The organism is Paenibacillus sp. MAHUQ-63 (assembly GCF_028765165.1).
Taxonomy (GTDB): domain Bacteria; phylum Bacillota; class Bacilli; order Paenibacillales; family NBRC-103111; genus Paenibacillus_E.
In genome coordinates this window covers 1,059,068-1,083,525 of record NZ_JARADB010000002.1, presented here as the reverse complement: position 1 = coordinate 1,083,525, position 24,458 = coordinate 1,059,068, and the positions used below count along the sequence as shown (strand labels likewise).

Below are 24,458 nucleotides of genomic sequence, written 5' to 3'. Positions count from 1 at the left end.
ACTGATTTAATCTAACACCAATAAATTAATTTCTAACACCGTTAGATTAATTGAAATCACAAGCACTCAGCAAAGGAGAAAATAAAATGAAAACTTTAAGCTCTTACCTGCACGACAAAGAACCTGCTATCGGTACCATCGTTAAATATGCCAATTACGTATTAAACGAAACTTGGCAGAACGTACTCAGGACGGAACAAGCTGAGCTTACCCGAATGTTTATCGAATACGGTGACCGTGCTTACGGTGTCTACATTCAGCACTTCATGTCACCATTCTTCGAACAACTGTCCCAAAACGATCTCCACACCCGCCATGGCTTTAATTTGGCAGATTCAATCGAGAACTGGGGTCCCCCCGAAGAGCGGGAGCGCTGTGCCTGGTACGTCATCAAAAAGGCGGACGGCACTCCTATCGGCACTCTCGTGCTGCAAATTTACCACTCGCATGTCAACTTCAACGTCCCGCATGCCCCTCGTGCATTTGCGCTTGAAGTCACCGAACGGGAGGATATTCTTGAAGCCATCAGCTATGCCGTCATGCGTGTTGTCAAACAACCGAAAGACAGCTTCCAAGCTATGCCTGACGTCGATGCCTATTCCAAATGGGAGTACAGCGTAGAAACCGGGCTAGCCGATGCGCTCCGACCTTATAAAGGGCAGACCGGCGGCAATTTTGTTGATTTGGCGCTGGCTGCATGGGGACGAAACGGCTGGGAGCTCGTATCCGTTGTACCGCAAGGTCAGCAGCTTGCCGCTTTCTTCAAGCGGCGGATTGCCGCCACATAAGGAAAGCCCCGAGGCTTATGCCTCGGGGCTAGTATCTTGACCGCATCCGTTATCCGCGTGAATTCCGCATGGCGAATAACAGCTTGAGACAGTCCTGCTGTTGAGTTCCGGCTTCCACAAATTGCCGGTATTGTTCCGATTCCATCGCATATAGGGCGATTTTTCCTTCTTCGTTGAAATGCACGCCCCACCCATGCTTTTTGGGTAGCATAGAAGCCCTTAAACAAGGATGGTTTTTGGAAAACAATGCCGAACGAATTTCATCGCCGTGCAGCTCGCGTTCCTCCTGCGGAATTTGCTTATGCTCCAAGTGAACCTCATAAATAAGGTCGCCTTGAGAATACTTGTACGGATTTTGCGATAGAAGCTCGTATTGGATCCGGTGCGCGGTTTTGCCTTCTTTTTTCATGGCGGGAATCGTTCCCGTTTCTACTGGACAATCCGGAGCTACTTGAATAAATGTATGCTTGTAGCTCATGTGCTCGTCATTATAGGGCATTAAAGTCAACCTCCGCTTGTGCATATTAATTCCCATTATACACCATTTCTTAATCGAGCTTCTAGATATTGAGCTACGCCGTCCTGATCGTTGCGCGCTGCGATTTCAGTTGCCATTTGGAGTAAATCCGGATGGGCATTCGCCACGGCAATCTTCCGACCTGCCGCTTGGAACATCCCGACATCGTTCAGATTATCACCGAAAACAGTGATCTCTTCACAACTACACCCGACATGTTCAGCCCACAGCAGCAGTCCCTCCCGCTTATTCGCTTGCGGATGACTGAACTCCAGGAAATAATGATCTGCAATGTAATTGTCTTTCATCATATGGATATGAATCTTCGAGCCTAACGCTGCTGCTATCGCGTCTCTTAGCGGCTGGACTTCTTCCAGCATGCCTATATAGGTGACGAGCAGCGTCCGGTAATTCTCCGGACAGCTCAATGCCTTCACTTCTGTAAACCGCGGATCCCCCGGCCTGCTGGCGGCAAACTGAAGGTCACCGCTTCTGACCAGCTTTTCATGCAAAACACGCTCCCGATCCTCATGATCCAATGCGAATAAAAGCGGCACCAACCCCATCGTTCGGCCGATCGCAACAATGGCTTCCGTACTTGTCCGATCGAGAAAAAAACCGTCCATCACCCGCTTCTGAATAGGATCGAACAATAAAGCCCCATTATAAAGCACAAGCGGATACCGCCATGGAATTTGTGAGGCAACAGCCATGGAACTTTGATAGCTTCTTGCCGTCGCATAGCTGATGACGGCTCCTTCCTCCAAGCCCTTCGTGACCACACGGGCTGTGTGCTCGGATAGGGTCGCGTTGGAACGAAGCAATGTACCGTCCAAGTCCGTCAAAAAATAATCTTTCATATGGCATCCTCCTTCAGATGTTCCCTTGACAGCTCCTTGCTCCCTTGTTAAATTAATCGGCGAGAGGTGATGATCGTGAAAGCTTTGAAACGTCACTGGTGGAAATGGGGATTAGCTCTCCTGCTGATCTTGATTGCCGCGATTACTTGGCTGCTGCGGCCCTATCAACCTGAATCGGAAGCATTGGCCGCCATGCAATCAACCGGGGAAGTTCAAGTGTCTGAAGATGCCCAGGCATTGTATTTTGAGCCAAAATCTCCGGTTCAACCGAGCATGATTTATTATCCCGGCGGCTTAGTCAAGCCCGCGAGCTACGCTCCCTATGCCGCAGAGCTTGCCAAAGCGGGACATCGTGTTTATATCGTGAAAATGCCGCTCAATCTCGCCATATTCGGCAGTGACCGGGCCTTGCCGATTATAACGGCCAAACATCCGGACGAAACGTTCCTGATCGGCGGGCACTCGCTTGGAGGCGTGATGGCAGCCCGGTTCGCCGCCGCACATGCAGCCGAATTCGCCGGCGTATTTTTTCTGGCCTCGTACCCGGATCCCAAGGGCAGTCTGGTCTCGGCCAATTTGCCCGTCATCTCCTTGGTCGGCTCAAGAGACGGCGCTGTCAACATGGATGCGCTGACAGAAGCCAAACTGTATTTGCCAAGCACGACGGAGTACCATACGCTGCAGGGAGGAAATCACTCCCAGTTCGGCAGCTACGGCTTGCAAAACGGGGACCTTCCAGCCGAAATGACGCCCGAACAACAAAGAGACGAGACGATCAAGCTGCTGCTCGATTGGATCAAAGCATCGGTTCAGCCGGCAAAAACCGGTACATTAAAAGGGCTGTTCTCAAGTCATTCCGATCTTGAGACAGCCCCAGTTTGCTTGTCTGGTCTACGGTTATCTGCTCTTCACAAGCAGCTCAACGGCTTCTTCGATCACTTTGTCCGGTGAATTCCCCTTCTCGAGCTCCTCTTGTATGCAATGCTTCAAATTGGAGCCGATCACGACGCCGATCGTTCTGTCTACCGCCGTGCGGACCGCCGACAACTGTGTCACAACTTCCCGGCAATCCTCCCCCGCTTCCAGCATGCCAAGGATGCCGCGAATTTGGCCTTCCATTCGTTTCAGTCTATTTTTCAGTGCTTTATCATACTCCACGTCCATCTCTCCTTATATAAAGAGATTCAAGCCGGCATCCTCCGCTTCGCCCAAATAACTGGCAACTCCGGCATAGACAATGCCATCTATTAACTCTTCTCTTTTAATACCCATTATATCCATACTCATCGTACATGCAATTAATTTTACGCCGGCCCGGATAGCCCCCTGCATGAGCGACTCGAGTGACTCCACGTTTTTGCGCTTCATCACATGGCGGATCATTTTGGATCCCATCCCGCCCATGTTCATTTTGGACATCGGGAGCTGACGCGTTCCCTTCGGCATCATCATGCTGAACATCGTCTCTAAGCCATCCTTGGCAACCGGCGGCGCCTCTTCTTTGCGCAGCACGTTAAGCCCCCAGAACGTGAAGAACATCGTCACTTGCTTCCCCATCGCAGCCGCCCCCGAAGCAATAATGAACGCAGCGATCGTCTTGTCCAGATCTCCGCTGAAGACAACCATCGTTGCTCCTTTCGCGCTTGCGGCACCGGCATAGGCATCTGCATCGGCATCTGCATCGGTCCTCTGCTCGGGCGATGCCGTCCGTCCTTTGCGTACGATAGCTTTCACGATACCGGACGAGGTATCGATGGCTTCCATCGTGTTCCCTGTTTTATCCGCCCACTTCCGAATATCCGCGGCGAATCCGAAATCGGTCGCATGCACCTCGATCCGCTCCCCTTCCTTCAAGCCCTGCATCGTTTCGTACACGCTCATAATCGGACCTGGGCACTGCAAGCCGCACGCATCGATGAGAACCGGAGGCCGTTCCGCAGGCACAGTAAGTTCCGGCGCGCGGTCCGCACGTTTGACCGATGGAGGCGGCGTTGGCACCTCCTCTTTCATAACGGCATACGTTTTGTATCCGCCATCCACATTTCTGACCTTGCAGCCATGCTGCTGCAGAATACGGGCCGCCAAGTACCCCCGCAGTCCGACCTGGCAGGAGACAACGACGTCCGCTCCTTTTGGAATGTCATGCAGCCGGCTCCGTATATCATTCAGCGGTATGCAGATCGAACCGGGGATATATCCCGTTTCCCGTTCGATTTCGTCCCTGACATCGATCAACAGGCCGCCTTGCTCCACATAGGCGTCGACCTCATGCCACTGCATCGTATCGACGAGACCGCCGATAACGTTGGAGGCTACATAACCGGCCATATTGACGGGATCTTTGGCCGACGAATACGGCGGCGCATAAGCCAGCTCCAGATCGGCAAGCTCTTCTGCCCGCAACCCGCCGCGCATCGCTGTTGCAATCACATCGATACGCTTATCTACACCGTCGGCGCCGACGGCTTGAGCGCCGAGAATCCGTCCGCTTTTTTTGTCAAAAAGAAGCTTGAGCGCCATGGAAGCCGCTCCAGGGTAATAGCCCGCATGCGAATTCGGATGAATATGAACCACTTCATATGGCACGCCCAAGCGGCGCAGCGTCTTCTCGTTATTGCCGGTAACCGCCGCCGTCAAATCGAACACCTTGACGATCGCCGTGCCGAAGGCGCCTTCGTAGCTTGCTTGAAGGCCGTTGATATGATCGGCGGCGAGCCGGCCTTGACGATTCGCGCCCCATGCCAAGGGCACAACCGTATCGAAGCCTTGGACGCGATCCTTTACCTGGATCGCATCGCCTATCGCATAAATCGCAGGATCGCTCGTCTGCAGATGCCGGTTGACTTGAATGGCTCCTTTGACGCCTAATGCCAAGCCGGCATCTTCCGCCAATCGATTCTCGGGCTTTACGCCGACAGATAAAATAATAAGATCGGTGGCAAGCCTTGTGCCTGATTGCAGTTCAACGGTTTTGCCGCTGTCTTTCACCGCCAGGACGCCGTCCTGCATAATCAATTGGACGCCTTTTTGCCGCAAATGCCGCTCAACCGGCTTCACCATCTCCACATCGAGCGGACCCAGCACCTGCGGATTTCGTTCGATAACCGTTACATCCAAACCGCGCTCGCGCAGGTTTTCGGCCATTTCAATGCCGATGAAACCGCCGCCCACTATCGTGGCATGCTTCGGCCGGGCATGGTCGACATACGCTTTAATCCGATCCGTATCCGGGATATTTCGCAGTGTGAATACGTTATCCGCCTCTTGAATCCCTGCGATTTCCGGAACAATCGGCTTGGCCCCAGGCGACAAAATTAAAATATCGTAGGGCTGCTCTTCCAACGCACCGGTAATTACATGGCGGGAGCGTACCTTTTTGGCTTCCCGATCGATCGCCGTAACTTCCGTCTGAACGCGAACATCGATGCCGAACCGGTTCTTCATCGCCTGAGGGGACTGGATGAGCAGCTTGTCGCGGTTCGCGATCGTTTCCCCGATATAATACGGCAGCCCGCAGTTGGCGAATGAAATGTGCTCGCCTCTTTCGTACATAATGATATCATCATTTTCATTCAACCTGCGTAACCGCGCGGCCGCGGAAGCACCTCCGGCAACTCCGCCGACAATAACAATCGTTCTTCTCATGTAAGATCACTCCTGATGTTTAGTATACCCCTATGGGTATACATAATACCCCATGGGGTATACATTTGTCCAGAGCTCATTATTATTTATGAACGGCAGCCGCATTGCCCTTAGGTTTTAGCGTCAAAATGGTATATACTTTTGGCAAATACATATCAGGAGAGAATCGTTCATGGAGCATCTCCCTTCTCATGCAGCTACCAATTATGAAATCGCTCAAGTCTGTTTGCTGGCCGGTAAAATCATGCTGGAGAACGGCGGAGAAACCTACCGGGTCGAGGATACGATGACCCATATCGCAGAAGGCTTCGGTATTCGCAACTCGCACAGCTTCGTGACGCCTACCGGCATTATTTTCTCGATCGACGCTCCCGAGCAGACGACGCGGCTGATTCGCATTTCCGCAAGATCGACGGATCTGCACAAAGTAACCGTCGTCAACGCGATTTCCAGACGGATCGCCCAAGGAAAGTTATCGCCGCAAGATGCTTATAAGCAGCTCTCCGACATCGATGCCGCGAACACGAGCTTTCCTTTTTGGTTCAAAATTGTATCCGCTGCAATTGCCAGCGGCTGCTTCTTGATCATGTTTCAAGGGACATGGTCTGATTTCTTGCCGGCCTGCGTCACCGGAGGGGCCGGGCTGGCCTTTCTCGGCTATTTCCACCGATTGGTGCCGATCAAATTTTTCGCGGAATTCTTGGCCTCACTTCTCATCGGGGGCATTGCGTATTTATTCGTCCGGACAGGAGTCGGACATGACCTGGACACCATTATCATCGGCTCCGTGATGCCGCTTGTCCCGGGCCTTCTCATTACGAATGCCGTACGGGATCTCATGGCAGGACACTTTGTGTCAGGCGTTTCCAAGGGAGCGGAAGCCTTCTTAACGGCTTTTGCCATCGGTGCCGGCATCGCCTTCGTGCTGTCCTTTTATAACGGGGAGGGAATCGCATGAACATGCTGGAACAGTTGATCACGAGCTTCGTATCAACGGCGGCTTTCGCCATCTTGTTCAATGTGCCCAGAAGCACGATTGTTCAATGCGGCTTCGTCGGAATGGTCGGCTGGCTGCTATATATATCGCTGCAGCGGGTCTCGCTGGATGCGATCGTAGCCACCTTGATCGCCTCTTTCATCGTGACCGTCATCAGCCAGCTGCTGGCGCGCATCTACAAAACGCCGGTCATCGTATTCAGCGTCGCCGGAATCATCCCGCTCGTGCCGGGCGGGTTGGCCTACGATGCGATGCGCAACGTCGTGCTCAATCATTATGACGTGGCCGTGCAACTCGCGGCCAAAGCATTCATGCTGTCCGGAGCCATCGCGATGGGCCTCGTCTTCTCCGAGGTGCTGAATCAGCTTGTCCGGCGGAAAAAAGCTTAGTTCACCGACCTACTCCAATAGGTCGCCACACTTTTATAGCTTTTACCTATAACGATGATCGGTTATATATCTTAGCTTTTTCCTCCTTTTCCCTATAGAATGAAGCCAAGATATCCACAGCACCACTTAGGAAATGGAGTTGAAACTCAATGAAAGATCAAGCCAACCAACAGATCACGTCCAAATTCAATGAGATCGCAGAGAAATACGACAGTCAGCGCAGAAAACTGATTCCCTGCTTCGATGATTTCTATCAAACCGCCGCTTCGCTCGTTGAGGCGGATACGGCATCCCCGCGCATCCTTGACTTAGGGGCCGGGACGGGCCTGTTATCCTCATTCATATTGGAAAAGTATCCTGCGGCCAAGGTTACACTGATCGACTTGTCGGAAGGCATGCTCGATGTAGCCAGACTGCGCTTCGAGGGCCAACCGTTCGATCTGACGATTGTTGCCGGTGATTACACGGCTTTCGAGTCCTCCGAACCATTCGACTGCATCGTGTCCGCGCTTTCGATTCACCATCTGGAAGATGAGGATAAACAAAAGCTGTTCCACTGCATCTACCGGCTGCTGAAGCCTGGCGGCATCTTCGTGAACGCCGATCAAGTTCAAGGCGCGAGCCCGTACCTGGATCGTCTGTACCGGTCGGACTGGGAAGCGAAAATCGAAGCCACAGACCTAAGCCCGGAAGCGCTGAAGGCGGCTTACGAGAGAACGAAGCTGGACCGGATGGCCCCGCTGAACCAGCAGTTGAACTGGCTTCAAGCTTGCGGCTTCGCCGACGCCGATTGTATCTACAAGTACTACAATTTCGTCGTCATGTACGCCCGCAAGCCGGCGGACTGAATCCCCGCCATCACCAGAAGCTCGGTTTGGCCACCATGAACCACATCATCGTCAGCGTGATGATCACGTACCAGATCAGCGCTTTGCGCAGTTGATTCACCAGCAAATCCCGGTCTTCATGGGGTGCGCGCAGCTTGCGGAGGAGCGGCGAGAACGCCCTGGCAATGAAATAGAGCGAGGCTACCATAATGAGTACGGTGAAGACGATCCATGAGGTTTTCCACGTCCAGGCGGTCAGCCATGTAAGCAGAATGCCTGTTGCCACCAGCACATGGCCCGCATGCTTCGTGAGCCTCACCGTAATGCGAAACGGCTCCAAATATTCGGGCAGCAGCTCGAAGGGGGCCGTTCTTATTTTCGCTAACAAGGGAAATAGAATGAAGTACGGCCCAATACTGAGCACAACGCTAAAAATATGAATATATAAAAGCCATACGTACCAAGACAACCTCATCATCCATTCTCACGTCAAATTCAACAAACCAGTGCGAATCTCGGATTCGCACTGGTTTGCGCTGTTAAACTTTCTGAAATTCGTGAACCCAAACTTTCATTTGCGGCAGCCACGGCATGCCCGGGTGCATAGCCAAAATACTGTCGCGGTACTCCTCGACCGACTCATGTCCTTCAGCCTTCGCATCTTCCACGGTCAATTCGCCGAGCGACTGCTGATATACCTTCGTTACCTGAAACGTTGTACCCTGAAGGTCCATCGTCTCCCCGATATCGGCATAACGGCCATTGCGTCTGCACGCTGTTTTTTGCCCTGCAAGCACTTTGCTCACTTCAGCTTCCTTCGTAACAAGCCGATCGATCGAGCAAGTTTTTGGCGGTAATGTTTCGTTCATTTTCATTTCCCTCCTTTTACCAGTACTCATTATAGCGAATGATCGCCGTTTTGTCGAACTGTGCCGGGAACCTTACTCTCTTAGTGCTTCTTTCAATTTCGTGGACATGCTGTCCATCGCTCCGGCCGACGTTCGTTTGACTCCGCGAAGCCTCGCGATTTCCTGTTTCAGCCTTTCATTTTCCTGCTTAAGCTTTTCAATCTCTGCAAGTAACTGCTCTTTGTCCATACAGCCCAACCTTTCGATGCAAATACCCCCTTGCCGCTTAGCGAGCATCACGTCGGATTCTCTCCATGCGTCATAGGGGGCATTACGGTAATCTAGGATCTATTTCTTTAATTCAATCGTATAAAGACGTGCGGATTCGCCCCATACTTCACCTGGCTCCAAGCTGACCAATCCAATTTGATCTGCCGGAAGATCCACATTAGGCGCGTTGACAAGATTCATCTGCGGCTCCGGACAGAAGAACCCTTCTGTAGCGCCGTTGTTCCAGATCATCCATTGTTTATAAGACGTTCCGACGTCATAAACCAATTTGACACCTTCACGGGCGTCGGTCAACTCCATGTAGTTGCGGCCGTTTTGCGGCGATGTGGTGTAATGATTATCCATCGATTCGAAGAACGGCGACAGGCCGCCTACTTTCATTTTCGCTTCTTCGTCCGAGAGCGGTTGGTACTCGCCAGTCGGCAGCATTCTTTCGCTCATCGCCCAGCGGTCGCCGATCGTCATTTTGAAGCTGTAGTCGGAAGCCTGCGAATGAGGAGCGAATGGTGCGTTGATGGTCGTATGGTAGGCGATCAAGCAAGGCATTGCCTCTCTGCCCTCATTATGTACCGATATATGCTGGTGCAAACCGAACTCGTTCAACACATACGTAAGGCGAATCGTGAAATCGAACGGCAAATACGTATAAACGGAATGGCCTTCGCGAACGCGCAATGCCAGAGTCACACGGCTCTCGCTTTCATCGGAGCCGAATTTCTCCACTTCCCAAGGAATATCATGGACGAAGCCATGGAGATGATTGCCTGTTTTCGGTTCGTTAACCGGGAATTGAAAAACTTTGCCCTGCCATGGGAATTTGCCGTCTTCATAACGGTTCGGCGGGAATAGCACAGGGATGCCGTGAATAATTGGACGTGCTTTAAACGCTTCCATTTCGTCCAAGGACGGCTCGCGGAGGAAACGGTAATCCTTCTCATTATCTCTAAAAGCAATCAGGTTGGCGCCGATTTCCGGCAGCACAGCGGCTTCGTAGCGGCCCGCCTGCAGCCACACCGCTTTCTCTCCTTGGAATGATCCTTCATAAGCTTTCGTTGTCATCTCGAGTCATCCTCCTACCACATTGTCCATCATTTGGACAAGCTCATATCAATTTACTTTAAAGCATCGGAAACGAAGAAGTCAATGCAAATGCAAGAAAACCGTCCTCCGCAAAGGAAGAACGGTCTTCGCTTATAACCTGTGCCTGCCTAGCGTCTCCACGCAGCCTCGCTCCAGCGAAGTTCATTGCGGAATTGCAGCGGCGATGTATGCTTATTAATAATGGCTACCTCGATGCCGGCAAGATCCGCCCAATCCACCAATTGCTCCGTGCTGACATTGTAAGAGAATACCGTATGGTGCGCACCGCCTGCATAGATCCAGGCTTCCGCCGATTCGCTAAGCGAAGGCTGCGGCTTCCATAAGACGCGGGCCACTGGCAGCTTAGGCATCGCTTTAACCGGCTGTACGGCGTCCACCTCGTTAATCAGCAAGCGGAAGCGGTTGCCCATATCGATCAGCGAAGCATTGAGCGCTGCGCCGGAAGCGCCGTCGAATACGATACGAGCCGGATCGGCTTTTCCGCCGATGCCTAGCGGATGAACCTCGATCTTCGGGCGAGTCGCTGCGATCGTCGGACAAACCTCCAGCATATGCGCACCGAGTACAAGCTCCTGACCCGGTTCCATATGATACGTATAATCTTCCATGAACGACGTCCCCTTGTTGCCGGCAATGATCTTCATGACGCGAGTGAGCGCCGCCGTCTTCCAATCGCCTTCGCCGCCGAAGCCGTAACCTTGCTCCATCAGCCGTTGAACAGCTAGGCCAGGCAGCTGTTTCAGGCCGTGCAGGTCTTCAAAAGACGTTGTGAACGCCCCGAAGCCGCCTTCCTGCAGAAAGCTCTTCATGCCGAGCTCGATGCGCGCCTGCTCGCGGATCGCTTCGCGAACCGGGCCAGCGCTGCGCCCTTCCGGCGTAATATCATACAGCTCGTTGTATTCGTCCATCAATTGGTCCACTTCCGCTTCGGAAATGTCCCCGACACGTTGAACAAGATCTCCTACGCCGTATCCGTTGATGGACCAGCCGAACTTGATTTGCGCTTCAACCTTATCCCCTTCCGTTACGGCAACTTGACGCATGTTATCGCCGAAACGGGCTACCTTCAGCTCGCGTCCTTCAACGAACGCAACCGCAGTGCGCATCCATCCCGCAATGCGGGAGATGACCGCCGGATCTTCCCAGTAGCCGACGACAACTTTGCGGGAAATGCCCATGCGCGCCCCGATGAATCCATATTCGCGGTCGCCATGCGCCGCCTGATTAAGGTTCATGAAATCCATATCGATCGTTTCCCATGGGATGTCGCGATTGAATTGCGTATGCAGGTGAAGCAGCGGCTTGCGGTACTCGCTTAAACCTGCAATCCACATCTTGGCCGGAGAAAACGTATGCATCCAGGTAATGATTCCGGCGCAATTATCGTCCGCATTGGCATCCAGGCACAATCTGCGAATCGCATCCGGCGTCGTCAGAACCTCTTTGAACACCAGCTTGCTCGGAATCGACGCGTCGCGGTCAATTCCTTCCGTAATTTGTCTGGAATGACTCTCCACTTGCAGCAATGTCTCAGGACCATATAAGTGCTGACTTCCCGTAACGAACCAAAATACTTTATCAGAGTGAGCGTTCATGGCGATTAGCCTCCTTGGAATTAAGTAAAAGAGCTTTGGAAATTATAACGGGCCTCCTCCCGGTTCATGCGCAGACGCTTCATAACGTCATTCCCGCCACGACCGGAACGATCATGCTGCTCGCTCGCTGTACGCCTGGTACTCATGAACTGCGACCACTGCATCAAACATGGCCAATACGGCACGACCGGGCTCCGTTCCATCGTTAACACCGATTGCTAACTTATTAGCTATAGAGTGCCCTTTCCAAATCCCAATCTCTACTCCCAGTATAACACTTGTACGTACAAGTTGACCAGAAATAATTTTCCAACCTTAAATCCGCATGGTAGACTCCCTGACGATTAATTCAGGCTTATAGATTCTACCGGTTTCTCTCCCGCTAATGCGCTTATTCTCAATCATATCAAGCAGCAGCTCGGCGGCATCGGACCCCAGATCCGTCTTCGGATGTGTGAGCGTCGTTAACTTCACTTCCGTAGCCGTAGCCAAAAAAGAGTCGTCAAAGCCCACGATCGAAACCTCCTGCGGGACTTGCAGGCCAAATGTACGTACAGCCTCAAGCAGGTGCACCGCCAGCTCGTCGTTGTAGCAAACGAATGCCGTCGGCCTGTCTTCCGCTTGGGCAAGGAGCGAAACGGCGCTCGCGTAGGGCTTCTCCCGTTTTTCTTCAGTTGTGTAATGGATCACGAGCTCCGGCAGCAGCGGGATTTGGTAGTGGTGATGAGCCCGAATGAACCCTTTCAAGCGGTTAACTCCTTGCAAATCGTCCGTCTTAAAAAATCCCGCGATACGACGATGCCCCAGCTCAATCAAATGCTGCGCGGCTTTGAACCCGCCTTCTTCATCGTCAACGACCAGCGACGGACAATTCATCTCCGGATACCGTTCATTGATCATCAAATAGGGGATATGCTGATAATCAAGAGATAGATAATAATTGAGATTGGGATTCCCCTCCGCGCTTTTCGTCGGCTCAATAATAAGCCCGCTGAGCGGTTGGCTCATCATCATGTTGAGGCTTTCCTTCTCTTTCTCCTTGTCATTGTCTGTTGACGACAACAGCAGCCTGTAGCCGCGCGCCCGCAAAGCGGACTCAGCTCCTCTGACGATGTGCGGAAAAATATAATCGGATATATACGTAGTCAGGATGCCGATCGTTTGCACATCCCGGCCTTTTTGCGATTGAGGCGTGGAGACGAAAGTTCCCTTCCCCTGCATCCGGTACAACCAGCCCTCTTGCTCCAGTTCGCCGAATGTTTGGCGAACCGTCTGCCGGCTCATCTGAAATTGCTCCGCAATCTCATTCTCCGACGGCATCTGATCGTTCGGTTTCAGCTTCCCGGTGTGAAGCCACGATAAAATTTCCTGTTTCAACTGCAAGTATTTCGGCATTTGCTTTTCTTTCATGATTCACCTCAGGCGTTTGATTCTCAACGTATTATACACCGCCTCAACTTGTATGTACATATTCGCCTCCCTTCTGCAGGCCGCCATTTCACGCTCTCCTTTGGGCACTATTCCCTTGGCTCAGACTCGGCACGATACGCTTAGAGCACTATCCCCTCGCTCAGGCTCGGATGCGATACGCTTAGAGCGCTATCCCCCTCGCTCAGGTTCGATGCGATACGCTTAGAGAACCATCCCCCTCGCTCAGGCTCGGGTGCGATACTCTTGGAGCACTATTCCCTTCGATCAGGTTTGGCACGATACGCTTAGAGCGCTATACCCTTCGATCAGGTTCGGGCGCGATACTCTTAGAGCACTATACCCTTTGCTCAGGTTCGGTACCATACTCCTGGAGCACTATTCTCTTCGCTTAGGCTCGGCGCGATACTCTTGGAACACTATCCCCTTCGCTCAGGTTTGGCGCATTGCTCTTGGAACACTATCCCCTTCGCTCAGGCTCGCGGCACTGATCGTTGGAGTGACGATAGCGATGGCTGAATCGCTACACTGAGCGATGGGGATAGTGACCATAGCATCAACTGACCCGCTACACTGAGCGGTAGGGATAGTGTCTATAGCGACGGCTGAATCGCTGCACTGAGCGGTAGGGATAGTGTCGATAGCGGAGGCTGGATCGCTGCACTGAGCGGTGGGGATAGTGACCATAGCGACAGCTGATCCGCTAGACTTAGCGGTGAGGATAGTGATCATAGCGGCGGCTAACTCGCTACACCGAGCGGTGAGGATAGTGACCATAGCGGCGGCTAACTCGCTACACCGAGCGGTGGGGATAGTGTCGATCGCAACGGCCGTCACACAGCACTGAGCGATGGGGATAGCGACGACAAAAACCCGTGAAATCACGGGTTCAATTGTTTTTTTCTCGCTATAATCGCTTGATAGTCAGGCTGCATATCCGCCATCGGAAGCACAGCAAAATGCTCGACCTCGAACACCTCGCCAACCTTCTTCTGGATGCGCTCATCCTCGTAAAAGGCGAAGAAACGCTGAGGCCTATACGAATCGTTTTCCCAAATTCCTTCGCTTTCATAACCGCCATACAGCCCCATATAGAAAATGCCGTCGGGCTTAAGAACTCGCTCTACATTCTGGAGCACTTGGACGAGACTGCTTTTGGGCACATGAAGCAGCGTGTTCATGGACCACACGGCATCGAACGATGCGGGAGACAAATGAAGGTCATAGAAGTCCATCGCATGCGCTTCAAAGCCTTTTTCACGGCAGATGCCAACCATTTCTTCCGATAGATCGATGCAGATGACTTCGCAGCCGTGCTCTCGCAGGTACTCCGCCTGATGTCCAGGACCGCTGCCCAGATCGAGCACCGTTTTCCCGCTTCCGCCCAATCTGGTCAAAAAACGGTCAAGCTCTTCGATTTTCCACCCCTGCATCGATTCGCCGTTCCTTTGTCTGGCTTGCTGATCATAGCTTGTCCGGAGAACCTGCTTCATTTCAATATCATCCGACAAATCAATTCCCCCTCTTCTCCTCTAATCCGTCTCCCAAAGTGCAACTATTTCTCAAGCGCTTTAAGCCCTGCTTGGACCAGCAGATCGAACCACTCGTCCTCCTCCAAAAGCTCCTCTACCGCTTCAATCTCTTCTTCCTTACCGGATTCCCGCAAAAAGTTCAGCGCGTAGCTCCAATCATTTTTGCCGCGCGGGCTTTGCAGCGTAATTTCGTACGGGTGTTCATGGCCTTGCACGCTAAATTGCACATGTCCAAGATAGCCATCCTCTTCGCTGTGCTCCATGTCAGCCTTCAAAACTTCAATCATATTCATCTTCCTTTTCAAATTTATGTTCGCCATTCAACTCAAGCTCTTTCAATTGACTTAACCATGCCCAAATCGTTCCGATGGTCGTTTGCATGTTCGTCGTTTCCTGCCATATGTAAGGATTGTGGTCTCTAAAATAATCCGCGTGCCCACCGATCATCGGAATTGTTTGGCGGTGAGAGGGAGCATGTTTCTGTCCATGCCACTGAAAGACCCCGTAGCGCCCCTTGATCCAGCCGCCCCAGGTACCCAACCGCGGGATTGGATCAAGCTTCCGATCCTGCGGATTCGCGCCGTGCAAATAAAGGATGCGGTCCTTCAACGCAGGCGGCACGGCGCATCTCGGCGATCCGATCTGGATTACCCCAAGAATGGGCAAGCCGTGCTCCATGAGCGCCTTCGCAGCTTGAATGGATGCGACGGCACCCGCGCTGTGGCCGACGAGGAGCAGTTGCTGTCCCGGGCGCCAATGCTCGCGTATGAGCTTCGTTAAGTTTTTGCCCCCGTAGCGAGATGGCTTGTTATGGGCATTGTTCCATAGATCGCCGGTGATTTCGAGGAGCTGCCTTCGACGACTCCGGCTCCAGTCACCGTACGGAAAATGGATGACAATGCGGACGCGGGCGCCCGTCTGTTCCGAGAAGCAGCCGGCAAGCGCATCGCCAAAACGGTCGAGAAAATCCGGCGCCGTTGCGAAGCCTGCGGAAATATAAATCACGATCTCTCCGGGGACGGAGTGCTTAGTCATCGGTAACTTCTATCCCTTCAAACGCACAGTATGTGCGTGTGCAATCATTCAAACCCGCGGTTTGGCGCGATTCGTCGGAATCGCCGCCATGGGGTCATCCGGCCAGTAATGTTTGGGATAGCGGCCTTTGAGGTCTTTTTTGACCTCGAAATACGCATCCCGCCAGAAGCTGGCCAAGTCCTTCGTCACTTGAACCGGACGCTGCGCCGGCGACAACAGGTGCAGCGTCAGCGGCACCCGGCCTTTCGCGATGCGCGGCGTATCGGCCAAGCCGAACATTTCCTGCAGCCGGACCGAGAGTGTCGGAGACGCTATGTCGCTATAATCAACAGGAATGCGCGAGCCGCTAGGGACAATGATGTGTGTAGGCGCCCATTCATCGAGTGAACGGCGCTGCTCCCACGTCAGCATGCCTTCCAAAATTTGTGTCAAATTCAAACGACCGAGCGCTCCCTTGCCTGTCATTCCGTAAAGATGAGGGGTAAGCCATTCCTCCAGCGTATCCAGCAGCGCCGTATCCCTCATGTCCGGCCAGTCACCGAAATGGCGGTGCACGAAGATAACGCGTTCCTGCAGCTGACGCGCAGCCCGATTCCAGGGCAGCAGCTCCAATGATTCCGATCGGATACCGGCGATCAAAGCGCCGACGAGCAGGTCGGGATTCGGATTAGGCAGCGGCCTTTCTTTGAATACAATGGCGCCAAGCCGCAGGCGCTCTCTCGCTTTAACGGAGCCGGACGCCGAATCCCAGAGCACCTCCTGCTCCTGCAGCAGGCGTTCCTCGAAAGCGTTCAGCAGCTCCTCCTCGCTGACCGGCGCAGCGAGCAGCACGCGGCTCTCGACACCGCTGTCGTCGAGCTCCGCCGCCACGACGTAGCGCTCGTTCGAGAGCGCCTGCAGTTCCGGCAGCACGGCTCCGCGCCCGCTGCTGAGCAGGAACCGCCCGATCGTGCGCCGCTGCGCAATCCGATCGGGATACGCGAAGGCGAGCAGCACTCCGCTCGCCGCAGACCGCTGCGCGCCAGGCCGTATGCCGAGCGCGCCCATCAATGCTTTGGCTTCCGCCGCAATCCGGCGGCACAAGCCAAAGTCAACATCATCGCGCTGCTCGCCTTGCGCAGCGCGCCAGATCACTTCGATGCGGGTGCGCACATCCGCATCCCGGCCGCGAGCGCCTGCAAGCACATCGCGCTCGCTCAGCATTGCCGCGAGCTCGCACGCCAGCGCGCCGAGCTCGAGCGGAATGGCTTGCAGCACCATGTGCGCAAGCCGCGGGTGCAGCCCCAGCGCCGCCATGCGTTTGCCGTGCGCGCTGGGGCTCCCGCTCTCTTGCAGCGCGCCTAGCTGCAAGAGCAGCTCCTTCGCCTGCTGGTAGGCAGCAGCAGGCGGCGGGTCGAGCCAGACCAGCTCCGCAGGGTCTGACACGCCCCAGGCGGCCAGCTCAAGTGCGAGCGGGGCCAGATCCGCTTCGCGGATCTCCGGCGTAGAGCTCGGTGCCAGCTGGCGCTGCTCGGTCTCGGTCCAGAGGCGGTAGCATACGCCTGGACCGAGACGGCCGGCCCGACCCCGGCGCTGGTCGGCCGAAGCCGCGGACACCGGAACCGTCGTCAGACGGGTCATGCCGGTACGCGGCGAGAAGCGCGGCACCCGCATCAGGCCGCTGTCGATCACGACCGTGACGCCTTCCACGGTCAGTGACGTTTCGGCAATCGACGTGGCCAGGACGATTTTCCGCTTCCCCGACTGGCACGGCGCCAAAGCGCGGTCCTGCGCATCCTGGGGCAGGTTCCCGTACAGCGGCGCAACTGTCGCGACATGGTCAAGCTGCAGCGCGGCGAGAGCGCTGGCTACGCGATGAATTTCCGGTGCGCCGGGAAGAAATACGAGGATGCTGCCTTCATCGGTTTGTAAGGCATGCCTAATGCTTCTGACTACCGTGTTTTCCAGTCTTTCGTCTTGTTTGGACGCGCTTAAGTAATGGGTAGCAACAGGATACGTGCGCCCTTCACTCAAAATGACCGGCGCATCATCCAGCATTGCGGATACCGGTTCGGCTTCGATGGTCGCCGACATGACGAGGATCCGCAGATCGTCCCGCAGCAGCGATTGGGACTGCCGGCTGAGCGCCAGCCCCAAATCGGCATGCAAGCTGCGCTCGTGAAACTCGTCGAAAATAACGATTCCGGCTTCTTCCAACGCCGGGTCCGACTGCAGCATCCGAGTAAGGATGCCCTCCGTAATTACTTCTATCCGCGTTTGCGGACCGACGCACGTATCGTTTTTCACCCGGTATCCGACAGTTTGCCCAACGGCTTCGCCGATAAGACTTGCCATATAGCGAGCAGCTGACCGCGCGGCCAGCCTTCGCGGCTCCAGCATCACGATTTTCTTGCCCTGCAGCCAGGTCTCTTGAAGAAGAGCTAACGGAACCCGCGTTGTTTTGCCGGCACCGGGCTGTGCGACCAGAACGGCACATACATGTGTCTGGAGGGCTTTTTTCAGTTGGGGGAGTACGTCTTCAATCGGTAATTTGCTCATTTGCTCACTTATACCTTCTCTATCATTTGCTATCATTTGTCGATTATTGTTCGGATTTCACCCTGTAAAAACTGTTCCTGCCCTTTACAATCGTGTATACTGGATTAGAAACTGGTCACGAAAGGAGAACTTGAAGATGAATGTACATGAAGCGATTACCAAACATTCGAATGCACAGCATATGCACCTTGTTCATTTCGCCGAACTGGATGCCCAGCGCGAGGAAGCGATCGAAGCTGCCGTCGAATTGTGCCGACGCGGGCTGCCGTTTACCGTAGATGCGATCAATGATGTAACAGCCAAGATCATCGCCCATGCCAAAGAAGGCATTTCTCCGCTCCGTTCTTATGTAACCGAAGACATGGTACGTGATTACGTAAACAAAGGATAGGGAGATCAAGATTCATGGGTATTCTCACGTTTATTTCTATGTTGTTCATAGGGTCGGCTTTCAGCGCGGGTTTCGTGCTGCTGTTTAAGCGTAAAATTGCGCTTGGCATTCTGTGTATCGGACTCTCCATCGTCGGTTATATTGCTTATGCCTACATAGCGAACAAGTATTTTGTCTAACACCTTCGCGTGTTTGGAGAGCCGGTCGGGTTACCCGATTCGGTTCTTTTTCATATCAGGAGGCCATGCTTCCGCAGTGAATTGAACACAAGGTCATAATACGCCGCCGGATGCGGCACCACCTTGTCCAAGGTCACAACCAGTTCGGCTGGTTCAAGCCGGCCGTTCTCGCCGCTCCTAACCCCTCTCGCCTCCAGTTGTTGCGCTTCCCCATGCACCAGACGTTCCAAGCCGGCCGCACTTACTTTGAATAAAGCGGTCACTTCATCGGCCTGCAGCTTGTACTGCGACAACGGTTGATCGCACCGGTAGAGGAACACATGACAATATTCACGATCGATGAGCAGGTCCGACACCAAATCTTCCTCTGCAAAAATGCCGCAAGGAACGAGCTCGCTGAAATCAACGTGAAGTCCCAGCTCTTCCTCGAGCTCCCGCGCCCCGTCTGCCACTGTTTCGCCTGCAGCCAGATGTCCGGCGCAAGAAATGTCCAACAGGTTCGGGAACAAATCTTTATCCGGATGCCTTAGCTGAAGCAGAAGCGCCGGTTCCTCTTCCTCCATGCTAATAATCCAGCATTGAAACGTGCAATGCCAGTATCCGTTCGCATGCACTTCCGAGCGCGGGGCTGCGCCTAGCCAATTCATTTTGTCATCATAAATGTCGAACAGCTCTTCTTGCTTACTCAATGCGGCTATGCCTCCCCTGCTTGTTATCTGCGCGATTTTCTCATGATTTTCATCGCATACAGGTCATCTTCCATCGCACCCATTCGCTCCATCAGGAGTTTGCCTGCATCCTCGACCGCTTGATTATATATAGGCGCATACAGCTGCTGGGCCATATAATCAATTAGCTGTTCAACCGCTAAATTGCCCATCTCGATCCCATGATCGTTCTCCAATTGACCTTGCAGATCGCTAATCAGCGCTTCCTTCTCTTCCTTAGGGATTTTGAACGGCTTCATGGCATTCTCTCCTTATTCGAACTTCGTCAAATCGATCTCTTGAAACCGGCTGACTTCCTTCACCCAGCGCTCGGCAACATACTGCGTATGCACTGGATGCACGTTATAAGCATCATAAGCGGCTTGATTTGCAAAAAACATGGAAAAGCCGTAATCATAATTCGTTTTGGCGCTAACTTGACGAAACACTTCGAATTGCTCTACGCCGGGAATCGCGGCGAGCTCCTCGGCGCTTTCTCTCAAGAACGCCTCTGCTTCCGGTGTATCCTTACCTGCATGCAAATTAAAAACTACCATATGTTTAATCGCCATCGCACTCATCGTCTCATTTCTCCTTTATTATCCAACTTCACTTATTATAGCTGATTTTGTCCGCTCGAACTACACGCCTGCAAGCAGTCCTTCCTCTTCCCTGCTGCAGGGAATAAAATCCTGCCGAAGTGTACACGTTAAGGCTGAAAGTGAAAACCAAACGATGAGAGGATGATGATTCTTGGAGAACAAGAAGCATACCGGCAATTACAAAGGAACGACGAATATGAATGCCAAAAATCAAGACATGGAGTTCGTGAACGACACCTTGGAGAACGCACCTGGCTTAACGCCCGTCAATATAGCCAAAGACGACATCAGCGAAGCGGATGAGAGCCGCCAATTGAACCAGAAATAACGTCAAGATCCGCCGGGCAGGCAGCGTATTCCGAACGTTAATCGGAGAGCTGTCTGCTCTTTTTTTACCTCCCTGAGCTTGGCATCCCCGTTAGGTTGCGTTACTATTAGTTGGGGAAACAGTTATGGAGGGGGTTGTCAACATTGGAACAAGTCATTGTGATCGGGGCCGGACCCTGCGGTCTGTCTGCGGCTGTCGCCTTGCAGCGCGAAGGTCTTTCCCCGTTACTCATAGAAAAAAGCTGCATCGTCAACGCCATCTATCAATATCCGACGTACTTGCAGTTCTTCAGCACGCCGGAGCTGCTGGAAATCGGCGGCTACCCTTTCACCACGCCTAACGATAAGCCGTACCGGCAGGAAGCGTTGGTCTACTACCGCGAGGTCGCACGGCGAGAAAAGCTGCGCATTCATTCTTATGAGGAAGTTGTATCCGTGGAGCGTAATGCGCCGGGCTTCCTAGTACATACAGTGAATGCAGCAGGTCGGAAGACTGAATATGCAGCCGTCCATGTGGTCGTTGCTACCGGGTATTTTGACCACCCGAATCTTCTCGGCATTCCCGGCGAAGATCTTCCGAAAACGACGCACTATTATAAAGAGGCGCATCCTTATGCCGGAGCCAAAGTTGCCATTATCGGCGGGAACAACTCTGCCGTCGATGCCGCCATGGATCTGCTCAAGGTTGGCGCTGAAGTCACGGTTATTTACAGGGGGAAAGACTTCTCGGCCAATATTAAGCCTTGGGTCCGGCCGATTTTCGAAAGCATGGTGAATAAAGGCCGTATCGCAATGTGGTTCGATTCTCAGGTGGAAGTTATCGAGGAGATGAACGTCACCGTACGCAAAGGAAGCGAACGAGTCACGCTCGAGAACGATTTCGTGCTTGCGCTCACAGGCTTCCGGCCTGACCGCACGCTTCTGGATACGATCGGCGTCGTTTTCCACGAAGAGACGAACGCGCCTGTCGTGAACCCCGAGACGATGGAAACGGCCGTACCGGGCTTATACGTAGCTGGTGTTGTCGCTTCATCTAAATACGATGCCAACGAAATTTTCATCGAAACGGGCCGGCTCCACGGCCTGGCGATTACCCGGCATATCGCTGCACAAAAGAACCTTCGATCCGAGTGATTGAAGGTCTTTTTTCTATGATTTTCTATGAAAATATTTCCTTTAATTTTAGAGATTCCTCTTCCAATACGAACATTTGTTTGATATAATGAAAACAAGAACAAATGTTCCGTATAGATGAGGAGGTAGTTAACATGATGAACACCAGTCACAATTTCCGTTTTATTGAGAGAGATTATTGGTACCACAAGGCATTGTGTGAAACTGACCATCTTCTTCCCGGACAGATTGACGCCATGCTTGACGAAACGGACACTCCTTACGCCGACTACACGTTTAAGTTCTATGACGACGGCTCTGTGATTATCATAGATAACGATACGAACAACCGGATCAAACCGAGAGAATTGAAGGGTGCCGTCTACGACTTCTATGTGCGCAAGCGGATTTATTTAATTAAATATAACTTGATGGAGAAACAGCTCCAATATGCCTAAGTGAAGCACACAAAAGGCCATCCGGTTCGGACATTCGTCCTCCTGGATGGCCTTCTCTATTTCGTTCAGCTATGATAACGGAAGCACATTTGATTATGATCGTTGACCATGCCCACGGCTTGCATGTACGCATAACAAATCGTCGAGCCGACGAACTTGAAGCCGCGCTTTTTCAAATCCTTGCTCATGGCGTCGGAAATCTCCGACGTTGCCGGAACCTGCGACATATCCGCCCAATTGTTCTTAATCGGCTTACCGCCTACGAAGCCCCAGATATATCGGTCGAAAGAGCCGAACTCTTCCTGAACCTTCAGGAAGGCCTTGGCGTTCTGAACGACAGCCGCAATTTTCAGCCTGTTCCGCACAATGCCCGGATGCTGCAGCAGTTCAGCCAGCTTCTTCTCATCATACCGGATAATCTTATGAGGATCGAAGCCTTCGAATGCTTCCCGGTAGCCTTCTCGCTTCTTCAGTATCGTATACCAGCTTAGACCGGCTTGAGCGCCTTCCAAATTGAGCATTTCAAACAATTTACGATCGTCATGAACAGGTACACCCCATTCATGATCATGGTAATCGACATATAACGGATCTTCATTTACCCAACTGCATCTGACCGTCATGTATACACGCACCCTTTCAATATAACGAACACTTGTTCTATTTCATTATAGGAGCTGTGCGAACAGATGTCCAGATCCAAATTAACCAACGGTATGAAGGCCATAAAATTGCTTGGTGGTGTGCATGATTCGCTCAGCCACCGCTTCGCTCGTTCTGCCATGCAGCAGGGCGATCTGCTCGATAACGGCATGAATCATGCGCGGATGCGTCATCTGGCCTTCGAATGGTCCCTCGAACGGCCATGGACCGTCCGTTTCGACCATGAGCAGCTCAAGCGGATAGCTGCGAACAAGCGAACGAATGTCATCCTCGTACAGAACGTCAGGCGTGATAGAAATGACGTACCGCGATTGAATCATTCGCTGAATGGTCTGCGGCGAACCTTTGAACCAATGGAAATGCGCCTTCCGAATGCCGTACTTGCGGAGCAGGTCGCACACGATGTCCCCATCCTCATAGACGGCATGAAGGACGACCGGCTTGTCCAACTCCGCAGCAAGACGAAGGAACTGTTCCAGCAGCCGGATATACGGCGCAAGATCCAAAGAACCTCCCTGCTCCTCTGCTTCCGTCCGCATATAATAGGGCAGGCCGATTTCGCCTACCGCCACCATTTCAGCCGCATGCTGCCGGATCCACGCAAGCAGCTCTTGTAGATCCTCCTCTGCAGGCAGCGCCTGCTCGGGATGATAACCATACGCAGCATACACCCGCTGCGGAGCAAGCGAACGAAGCCGCATCGTTGCCTTACACGAGGCAAGATGTCTCGAGACGGCAATTAGCGCCTCGACTTTGTTTGCTTCCAGCTCGGACAGGATGGCGCTGGCTTGCAGCTCATCATACATGTCCAGATGAATATGGGCATCAATGGCTCTGTTCATGATCTCATCTCCTGACGCAGCAAATCTTGTATATGCTGTCGCAGCTCGTGGAAGACGGGCTGCACGGTAACTGTCTCCTGCCGGGGCCGTGGGAATGGCACGGCCAGTTCCTCGATAACACGCGCCGGCTTGTTGGAAAGGACATAGATCCGATCGGACAGGAACAAGGCTTCTTCAATGCTGTGGGTAATGAACAGGATGGATCTTTTGTTCTGCTCCCAGATGTTCAGCAGCCATGTCTGCATGCTCTGGCGGGTCAAAGCATCCAATGAGCCGAACGGCTCATCCAGGCACATGAGCTCCTGCGGGCCCAGCAGAGCTCTCAGGAACGATACGCGCTGCTGCATCCCGCCGGAGAGCACATGCGGAAGCTCCTGCTCGTAGCCGCCCAACCCTACTCTCGGCAGCCACTCCCTTGCTTTGGCCAGTGCGGCGGAGCGCGCTTCTCCGGCTACCTCCTGCGAAAGCGCTACATTCGCTTCAATGGATCGCCATGGAAACAAGGCGGGCTGCTGCGGCATATAGCTGATAAGTCCCTTCCTGCCGGTTACATGGACGCCATCCAGCCAAACCTCTCCGGTGTCGGGTGCAAGCAGTCCGCCGATGATGTGGAACAAGGTACTCTTCCCGCTGCCGGAAGGGCCGATTAGGGAAACGAATTCCCCCTCATCCACATGCAGCGACAGATCGGACAGCACAGCGACCTGTTGTTTTTTGCCTGGGAATGTATGATGAATACCTTTGAGCTCTAATTTGACCTTACGTTCATTCATGACTTCGTTCCT

At 53.1% G+C, this 24,458-nt stretch carries 30 protein-coding genes; 10 read left to right on the top strand and 20 right to left on the bottom strand.

From position 1 onward, the window contains the following. Positions 1-86 precede the first annotated feature (86 nt). Positions 87-788 carry a DUF6022 family protein gene (locus PUT07_RS13205; RefSeq protein ID WP_274468533.1) on the top strand — a complete coding sequence of 234 codons (702 nt, stop codon included), beginning with the start codon at positions 87-89 and terminating at the stop codon, positions 786-788. A gap of 49 nt (positions 789-837) precedes the next feature. Here PUT07_RS13205 and PUT07_RS13200 read toward each other — a convergent pair whose 3' ends face one another. Next, positions 838-1,287 (bottom strand): DUF6157 family protein, encoded by a 450-nt coding sequence (locus tag PUT07_RS13200; RefSeq protein WP_274468530.1) that lies wholly within the window; start codon positions 1,285-1,287, stop codon positions 838-840. Positions 1,288-1,322: 35 nt separating this feature from the next. Continuing rightward, positions 1,323-2,165, bottom strand: a complete 843-nt coding sequence (locus tag PUT07_RS13195; RefSeq protein ID WP_274468529.1) for an HAD hydrolase family protein — start codon at positions 2,163-2,165, stop codon at positions 1,323-1,325. Positions 2,166-2,240: 75 nt separating this feature from the next. Here PUT07_RS13195 and PUT07_RS13190 point away from each other — a divergent pair, with 75 nt between their 5' ends. Continuing rightward, a complete protein-coding gene (locus PUT07_RS13190; protein WP_274468527.1) occupies positions 2,241-3,116 on the top strand; it encodes an alpha/beta hydrolase in 876 nt (291 codons plus the stop codon). Here PUT07_RS13190 and PUT07_RS13185 read toward each other — a convergent pair. Next, positions 3,063-3,329: a metal-sensitive transcriptional regulator gene (locus PUT07_RS13185; protein WP_379239655.1), complete on the bottom strand. Its 267-nt coding sequence runs from the start codon at positions 3,327-3,329 to the stop codon at positions 3,063-3,065. The two genes, PUT07_RS13190 and PUT07_RS13185, sit on opposite strands and share 54 nt — an antisense overlap. A gap of 6 nt (positions 3,330-3,335) precedes the next feature. Then, positions 3,336-5,810 (bottom strand): CoA-disulfide reductase, encoded by a 2,475-nt coding sequence (locus PUT07_RS13180; protein WP_274468524.1) that lies wholly within the window; start codon positions 5,808-5,810, stop codon positions 3,336-3,338. A 172-nt stretch (positions 5,811-5,982) separates the two neighbouring features. Here PUT07_RS13180 and PUT07_RS13175 point away from each other — a divergent pair, with 172 nt between their 5' ends. The 3 genes from PUT07_RS13175 to PUT07_RS13165 all read left to right on the top strand — a co-directional run bounded on the left by PUT07_RS13175 (position 5,983) and on the right by PUT07_RS13165 (position 8,044). Beyond that, positions 5,983-6,768, top strand: coding sequence for a threonine/serine exporter family protein (locus PUT07_RS13175; RefSeq protein WP_274468523.1), 786 nt, complete (start codon positions 5,983-5,985; stop codon positions 6,766-6,768). Further along, complete coding sequence (locus tag PUT07_RS13170; protein WP_274468522.1) at positions 6,765-7,196, top strand: threonine/serine exporter family protein; 432 nt, start codon at positions 6,765-6,767, stop codon at positions 7,194-7,196. Before PUT07_RS13175 ends, PUT07_RS13170 begins: the two co-directional genes overlap by 4 nt. 149 nt (positions 7,197-7,345) lie before the next feature. After that, complete coding sequence (locus tag PUT07_RS13165; RefSeq protein ID WP_274468521.1) at positions 7,346-8,044, top strand: class I SAM-dependent methyltransferase; 699 nt, start codon at positions 7,346-7,348, stop codon at positions 8,042-8,044. 10 nt (positions 8,045-8,054) lie between these two features. Here the strand turns inward: PUT07_RS13165 and PUT07_RS13160 are convergent, their stop codons facing one another. From PUT07_RS13160 to hrpB, 10 genes are all read right to left on the bottom strand, one after another. Beyond that, positions 8,055-8,498: a DUF2269 family protein gene (locus PUT07_RS13160; protein ID WP_274469310.1), complete on the bottom strand. Its 444-nt coding sequence runs from the start codon at positions 8,496-8,498 to the stop codon at positions 8,055-8,057. Between the two features lie 64 nt (positions 8,499-8,562). Beyond that, positions 8,563-8,892, bottom strand: a complete 330-nt coding sequence (locus PUT07_RS13155) for an ASCH domain-containing protein (RefSeq protein ID WP_274468520.1) — start codon at positions 8,890-8,892, stop codon at positions 8,563-8,565. Positions 8,893-8,964: 72 nt separating this feature from the next. Further along, positions 8,965-9,171, bottom strand: a complete 207-nt coding sequence (locus PUT07_RS13150) for a hypothetical protein (protein ID WP_274468519.1) — start codon at positions 9,169-9,171, stop codon at positions 8,965-8,967. A gap of 48 nt (positions 9,172-9,219) precedes the next feature. After that, on the bottom strand, positions 9,220-10,221 hold the full coding sequence (locus PUT07_RS13145) for an aldose 1-epimerase (RefSeq protein ID WP_274468518.1): 1,002 nt from the start codon (positions 10,219-10,221) through the stop codon (positions 9,220-9,222). 149 nt (positions 10,222-10,370) lie between these two features. After that, positions 10,371-11,858 (bottom strand): L-arabinose isomerase, encoded by a 1,488-nt coding sequence (gene araA / locus PUT07_RS13140; protein ID WP_274468517.1) that lies wholly within the window; start codon positions 11,856-11,858, stop codon positions 10,371-10,373. A 315-nt stretch (positions 11,859-12,173) separates the two neighbouring features. Next, on the bottom strand, positions 12,174-13,268 hold the full coding sequence (locus tag PUT07_RS13135; protein WP_274468515.1) for a GntR family transcriptional regulator: 1,095 nt from the start codon (positions 13,266-13,268) through the stop codon (positions 12,174-12,176). Between the two features lie 899 nt (positions 13,269-14,167). After that, positions 14,168-14,797 (bottom strand): class I SAM-dependent methyltransferase, encoded by a 630-nt coding sequence (locus PUT07_RS13130; protein ID WP_274468514.1) that lies wholly within the window; start codon positions 14,795-14,797, stop codon positions 14,168-14,170. Positions 14,798-14,841: 44 nt separating this feature from the next. Then, on the bottom strand, positions 14,842-15,105 hold the full coding sequence (locus PUT07_RS13125; RefSeq protein ID WP_338000751.1) for a hypothetical protein: 264 nt from the start codon (positions 15,103-15,105) through the stop codon (positions 14,842-14,844). Further along, entirely contained in the window at positions 15,098-15,853 is a 756-nt protein-coding gene (locus PUT07_RS13120) for a hypothetical protein (RefSeq protein ID WP_274468512.1), read from the bottom strand. The genes PUT07_RS13125 and PUT07_RS13120 overlap by 8 nt, the downstream gene beginning before the upstream one ends. A 48-nt stretch (positions 15,854-15,901) precedes the next feature. Then, positions 15,902-18,391 carry an ATP-dependent helicase HrpB gene (hrpB, locus tag PUT07_RS13115; RefSeq protein WP_274468511.1) on the bottom strand — a complete coding sequence of 830 codons (2,490 nt, stop codon included), beginning with the start codon at positions 18,389-18,391 and terminating at the stop codon, positions 15,902-15,904. Positions 18,392-18,527: 136 nt separating this feature from the next. Between hrpB and PUT07_RS13110 the strand changes: the two genes are divergently transcribed. Further along, positions 18,528-18,782 carry a YpbS family protein gene (locus PUT07_RS13110; protein ID WP_274468510.1) on the top strand — a complete coding sequence of 85 codons (255 nt, stop codon included), beginning with the start codon at positions 18,528-18,530 and terminating at the stop codon, positions 18,780-18,782. 14 nt (positions 18,783-18,796) lie between these two features. After that, positions 18,797-18,961: a hypothetical protein gene (locus PUT07_RS13105; RefSeq protein WP_274468509.1), complete on the top strand. Its 165-nt coding sequence runs from the start codon at positions 18,797-18,799 to the stop codon at positions 18,959-18,961. Positions 18,962-19,011: 50 nt separating this feature from the next. Here PUT07_RS13105 and PUT07_RS13100 read toward each other — a convergent pair whose 3' ends face one another. Genes PUT07_RS13100 through PUT07_RS13090 form a run of 3 tightly spaced genes read right to left on the bottom strand, consistent with a single transcriptional unit; the run spans position 19,012 to position 20,249 of the window. Next, positions 19,012-19,650, bottom strand: a complete 639-nt coding sequence (locus PUT07_RS13100) for an NUDIX hydrolase (RefSeq protein ID WP_274468508.1) — start codon at positions 19,648-19,650, stop codon at positions 19,012-19,014. A gap of 23 nt (positions 19,651-19,673) precedes the next feature. After that, positions 19,674-19,928, bottom strand: coding sequence for a DUF2164 family protein (locus tag PUT07_RS13095; protein ID WP_274468506.1), 255 nt, complete (start codon positions 19,926-19,928; stop codon positions 19,674-19,676). A gap of 12 nt (positions 19,929-19,940) precedes the next feature. After that, positions 19,941-20,249 carry a Dabb family protein gene (locus tag PUT07_RS13090; protein WP_274468505.1) on the bottom strand — a complete coding sequence of 103 codons (309 nt, stop codon included), beginning with the start codon at positions 20,247-20,249 and terminating at the stop codon, positions 19,941-19,943. A 172-nt stretch (positions 20,250-20,421) separates the two neighbouring features. Here PUT07_RS13090 and PUT07_RS13085 point away from each other — a divergent pair, with 172 nt between their 5' ends. From PUT07_RS13085 to PUT07_RS13075, 3 genes are all read left to right on the top strand, one after another. Next, positions 20,422-20,598, top strand: a complete 177-nt coding sequence (locus tag PUT07_RS13085) for a hypothetical protein (RefSeq protein WP_274468503.1) — start codon at positions 20,422-20,424, stop codon at positions 20,596-20,598. 143 nt (positions 20,599-20,741) lie between these two features. Continuing rightward, positions 20,742-21,731, top strand: coding sequence for a YpdA family putative bacillithiol disulfide reductase (locus tag PUT07_RS13080; protein WP_274468501.1), 990 nt, complete (start codon positions 20,742-20,744; stop codon positions 21,729-21,731). 134 nt (positions 21,732-21,865) lie between these two features. Then, positions 21,866-22,168, top strand: coding sequence for a hypothetical protein (locus PUT07_RS13075; RefSeq protein WP_274468500.1), 303 nt, complete (start codon positions 21,866-21,868; stop codon positions 22,166-22,168). 65 nt (positions 22,169-22,233) lie between these two features. Here PUT07_RS13075 and PUT07_RS13070 read toward each other — a convergent pair whose 3' ends face one another. From PUT07_RS13070 to PUT07_RS13060, 3 genes are all read right to left on the bottom strand, one after another. Then, positions 22,234-22,791, bottom strand: coding sequence for a DNA-3-methyladenine glycosylase I (locus PUT07_RS13070; protein WP_274468498.1), 558 nt, complete (start codon positions 22,789-22,791; stop codon positions 22,234-22,236). 81 nt (positions 22,792-22,872) lie between these two features. After that, entirely contained in the window at positions 22,873-23,673 is an 801-nt protein-coding gene (locus PUT07_RS13065) for a TatD family hydrolase (RefSeq protein WP_274468497.1), read from the bottom strand. Further along, complete coding sequence (locus PUT07_RS13060; RefSeq protein WP_274468495.1) at positions 23,670-24,446, bottom strand: ABC transporter ATP-binding protein; 777 nt, start codon at positions 24,444-24,446, stop codon at positions 23,670-23,672. The genes PUT07_RS13065 and PUT07_RS13060 overlap by 4 nt, the downstream gene beginning before the upstream one ends. Between the last annotated feature and the right edge of the window lie 12 nt (positions 24,447-24,458).

Coding starts and splice junctions, on each gene's coding strand:
- PUT07_RS13090 (WP_274468505.1), bottom strand. CDS start 20,249: ATGAGTGCGATGGCGATTAAACATATGGTAGTTTTTAATTTGCATGCA.
- PUT07_RS13075 (WP_274468500.1), top strand. CDS start 21,866: ATGATGAACACCAGTCACAATTTCCGTTTTATTGAGAGAGATTATTGG.
- PUT07_RS13195 (WP_274468529.1), bottom strand. CDS start 2,165: ATGAAAGATTATTTTTTGACGGACTTGGACGGTACATTGCTTCGTTCC.
- araA (WP_274468517.1), bottom strand. CDS start 11,858: ATGAACGCTCACTCTGATAAAGTATTTTGGTTCGTTACGGGAAGTCAG.
- PUT07_RS13070 (WP_274468498.1), bottom strand. CDS start 22,791: ATGACGGTCAGATGCAGTTGGGTAAATGAAGATCCGTTATATGTCGAT.
- PUT07_RS13155 (WP_274468520.1), bottom strand. CDS start 8,892: ATGAACGAAACATTACCGCCAAAAACTTGCTCGATCGATCGGCTTGTT.
- PUT07_RS13105 (WP_274468509.1), top strand. CDS start 18,797: ATGGGTATTCTCACGTTTATTTCTATGTTGTTCATAGGGTCGGCTTTC.
- PUT07_RS13165 (WP_274468521.1), top strand. CDS start 7,346: ATGAAAGATCAAGCCAACCAACAGATCACGTCCAAATTCAATGAGATC.
- PUT07_RS13120 (WP_274468512.1), bottom strand. CDS start 15,853: ATGACTAAGCACTCCGTCCCCGGAGAGATCGTGATTTATATTTCCGCA.
- PUT07_RS13160 (WP_274469310.1), bottom strand. CDS start 8,498: ATGAGGTTGTCTTGGTACGTATGGCTTTTATATATTCATATTTTTAGC.
- PUT07_RS13175 (WP_274468523.1), top strand. CDS start 5,983: ATGGAGCATCTCCCTTCTCATGCAGCTACCAATTATGAAATCGCTCAA.
- PUT07_RS13185 (WP_379239655.1), bottom strand. CDS start 3,329: ATGGACGTGGAGTATGATAAAGCACTGAAAAATAGACTGAAACGAATG.
- PUT07_RS13110 (WP_274468510.1), top strand. CDS start 18,528: ATGAATGTACATGAAGCGATTACCAAACATTCGAATGCACAGCATATG.
- PUT07_RS13200 (WP_274468530.1), bottom strand. CDS start 1,287: ATGCCCTATAATGACGAGCACATGAGCTACAAGCATACATTTATTCAA.
- PUT07_RS13145 (WP_274468518.1), bottom strand. CDS start 10,221: ATGACAACGAAAGCTTATGAAGGATCATTCCAAGGAGAGAAAGCGGTG.
- PUT07_RS13135 (WP_274468515.1), bottom strand. CDS start 13,268: ATGAAAGAAAAGCAAATGCCGAAATACTTGCAGTTGAAACAGGAAATT.
- PUT07_RS13205 (WP_274468533.1), top strand. CDS start 87: ATGAAAACTTTAAGCTCTTACCTGCACGACAAAGAACCTGCTATCGGT.
- PUT07_RS13125 (WP_338000751.1), bottom strand. CDS start 15,105: ATGATTGAAGTTTTGAAGGCTGACATGGAGCACAGCGAAGAGGATGGC.
- PUT07_RS13095 (WP_274468506.1), bottom strand. CDS start 19,928: ATGAAGCCGTTCAAAATCCCTAAGGAAGAGAAGGAAGCGCTGATTAGC.
- PUT07_RS13060 (WP_274468495.1), bottom strand. CDS start 24,446: ATGAATGAACGTAAGGTCAAATTAGAGCTCAAAGGTATTCATCATACA.
- PUT07_RS13180 (WP_274468524.1), bottom strand. CDS start 5,810: ATGAGAAGAACGATTGTTATTGTCGGCGGAGTTGCCGGAGGTGCTTCC.
- hrpB (WP_274468511.1), bottom strand. CDS start 18,391: ATGAGCAAATTACCGATTGAAGACGTACTCCCCCAACTGAAAAAAGCC.
- PUT07_RS13065 (WP_274468497.1), bottom strand. CDS start 23,673: ATGAACAGAGCCATTGATGCCCATATTCATCTGGACATGTATGATGAG.
- PUT07_RS13170 (WP_274468522.1), top strand. CDS start 6,765: ATGAACATGCTGGAACAGTTGATCACGAGCTTCGTATCAACGGCGGCT.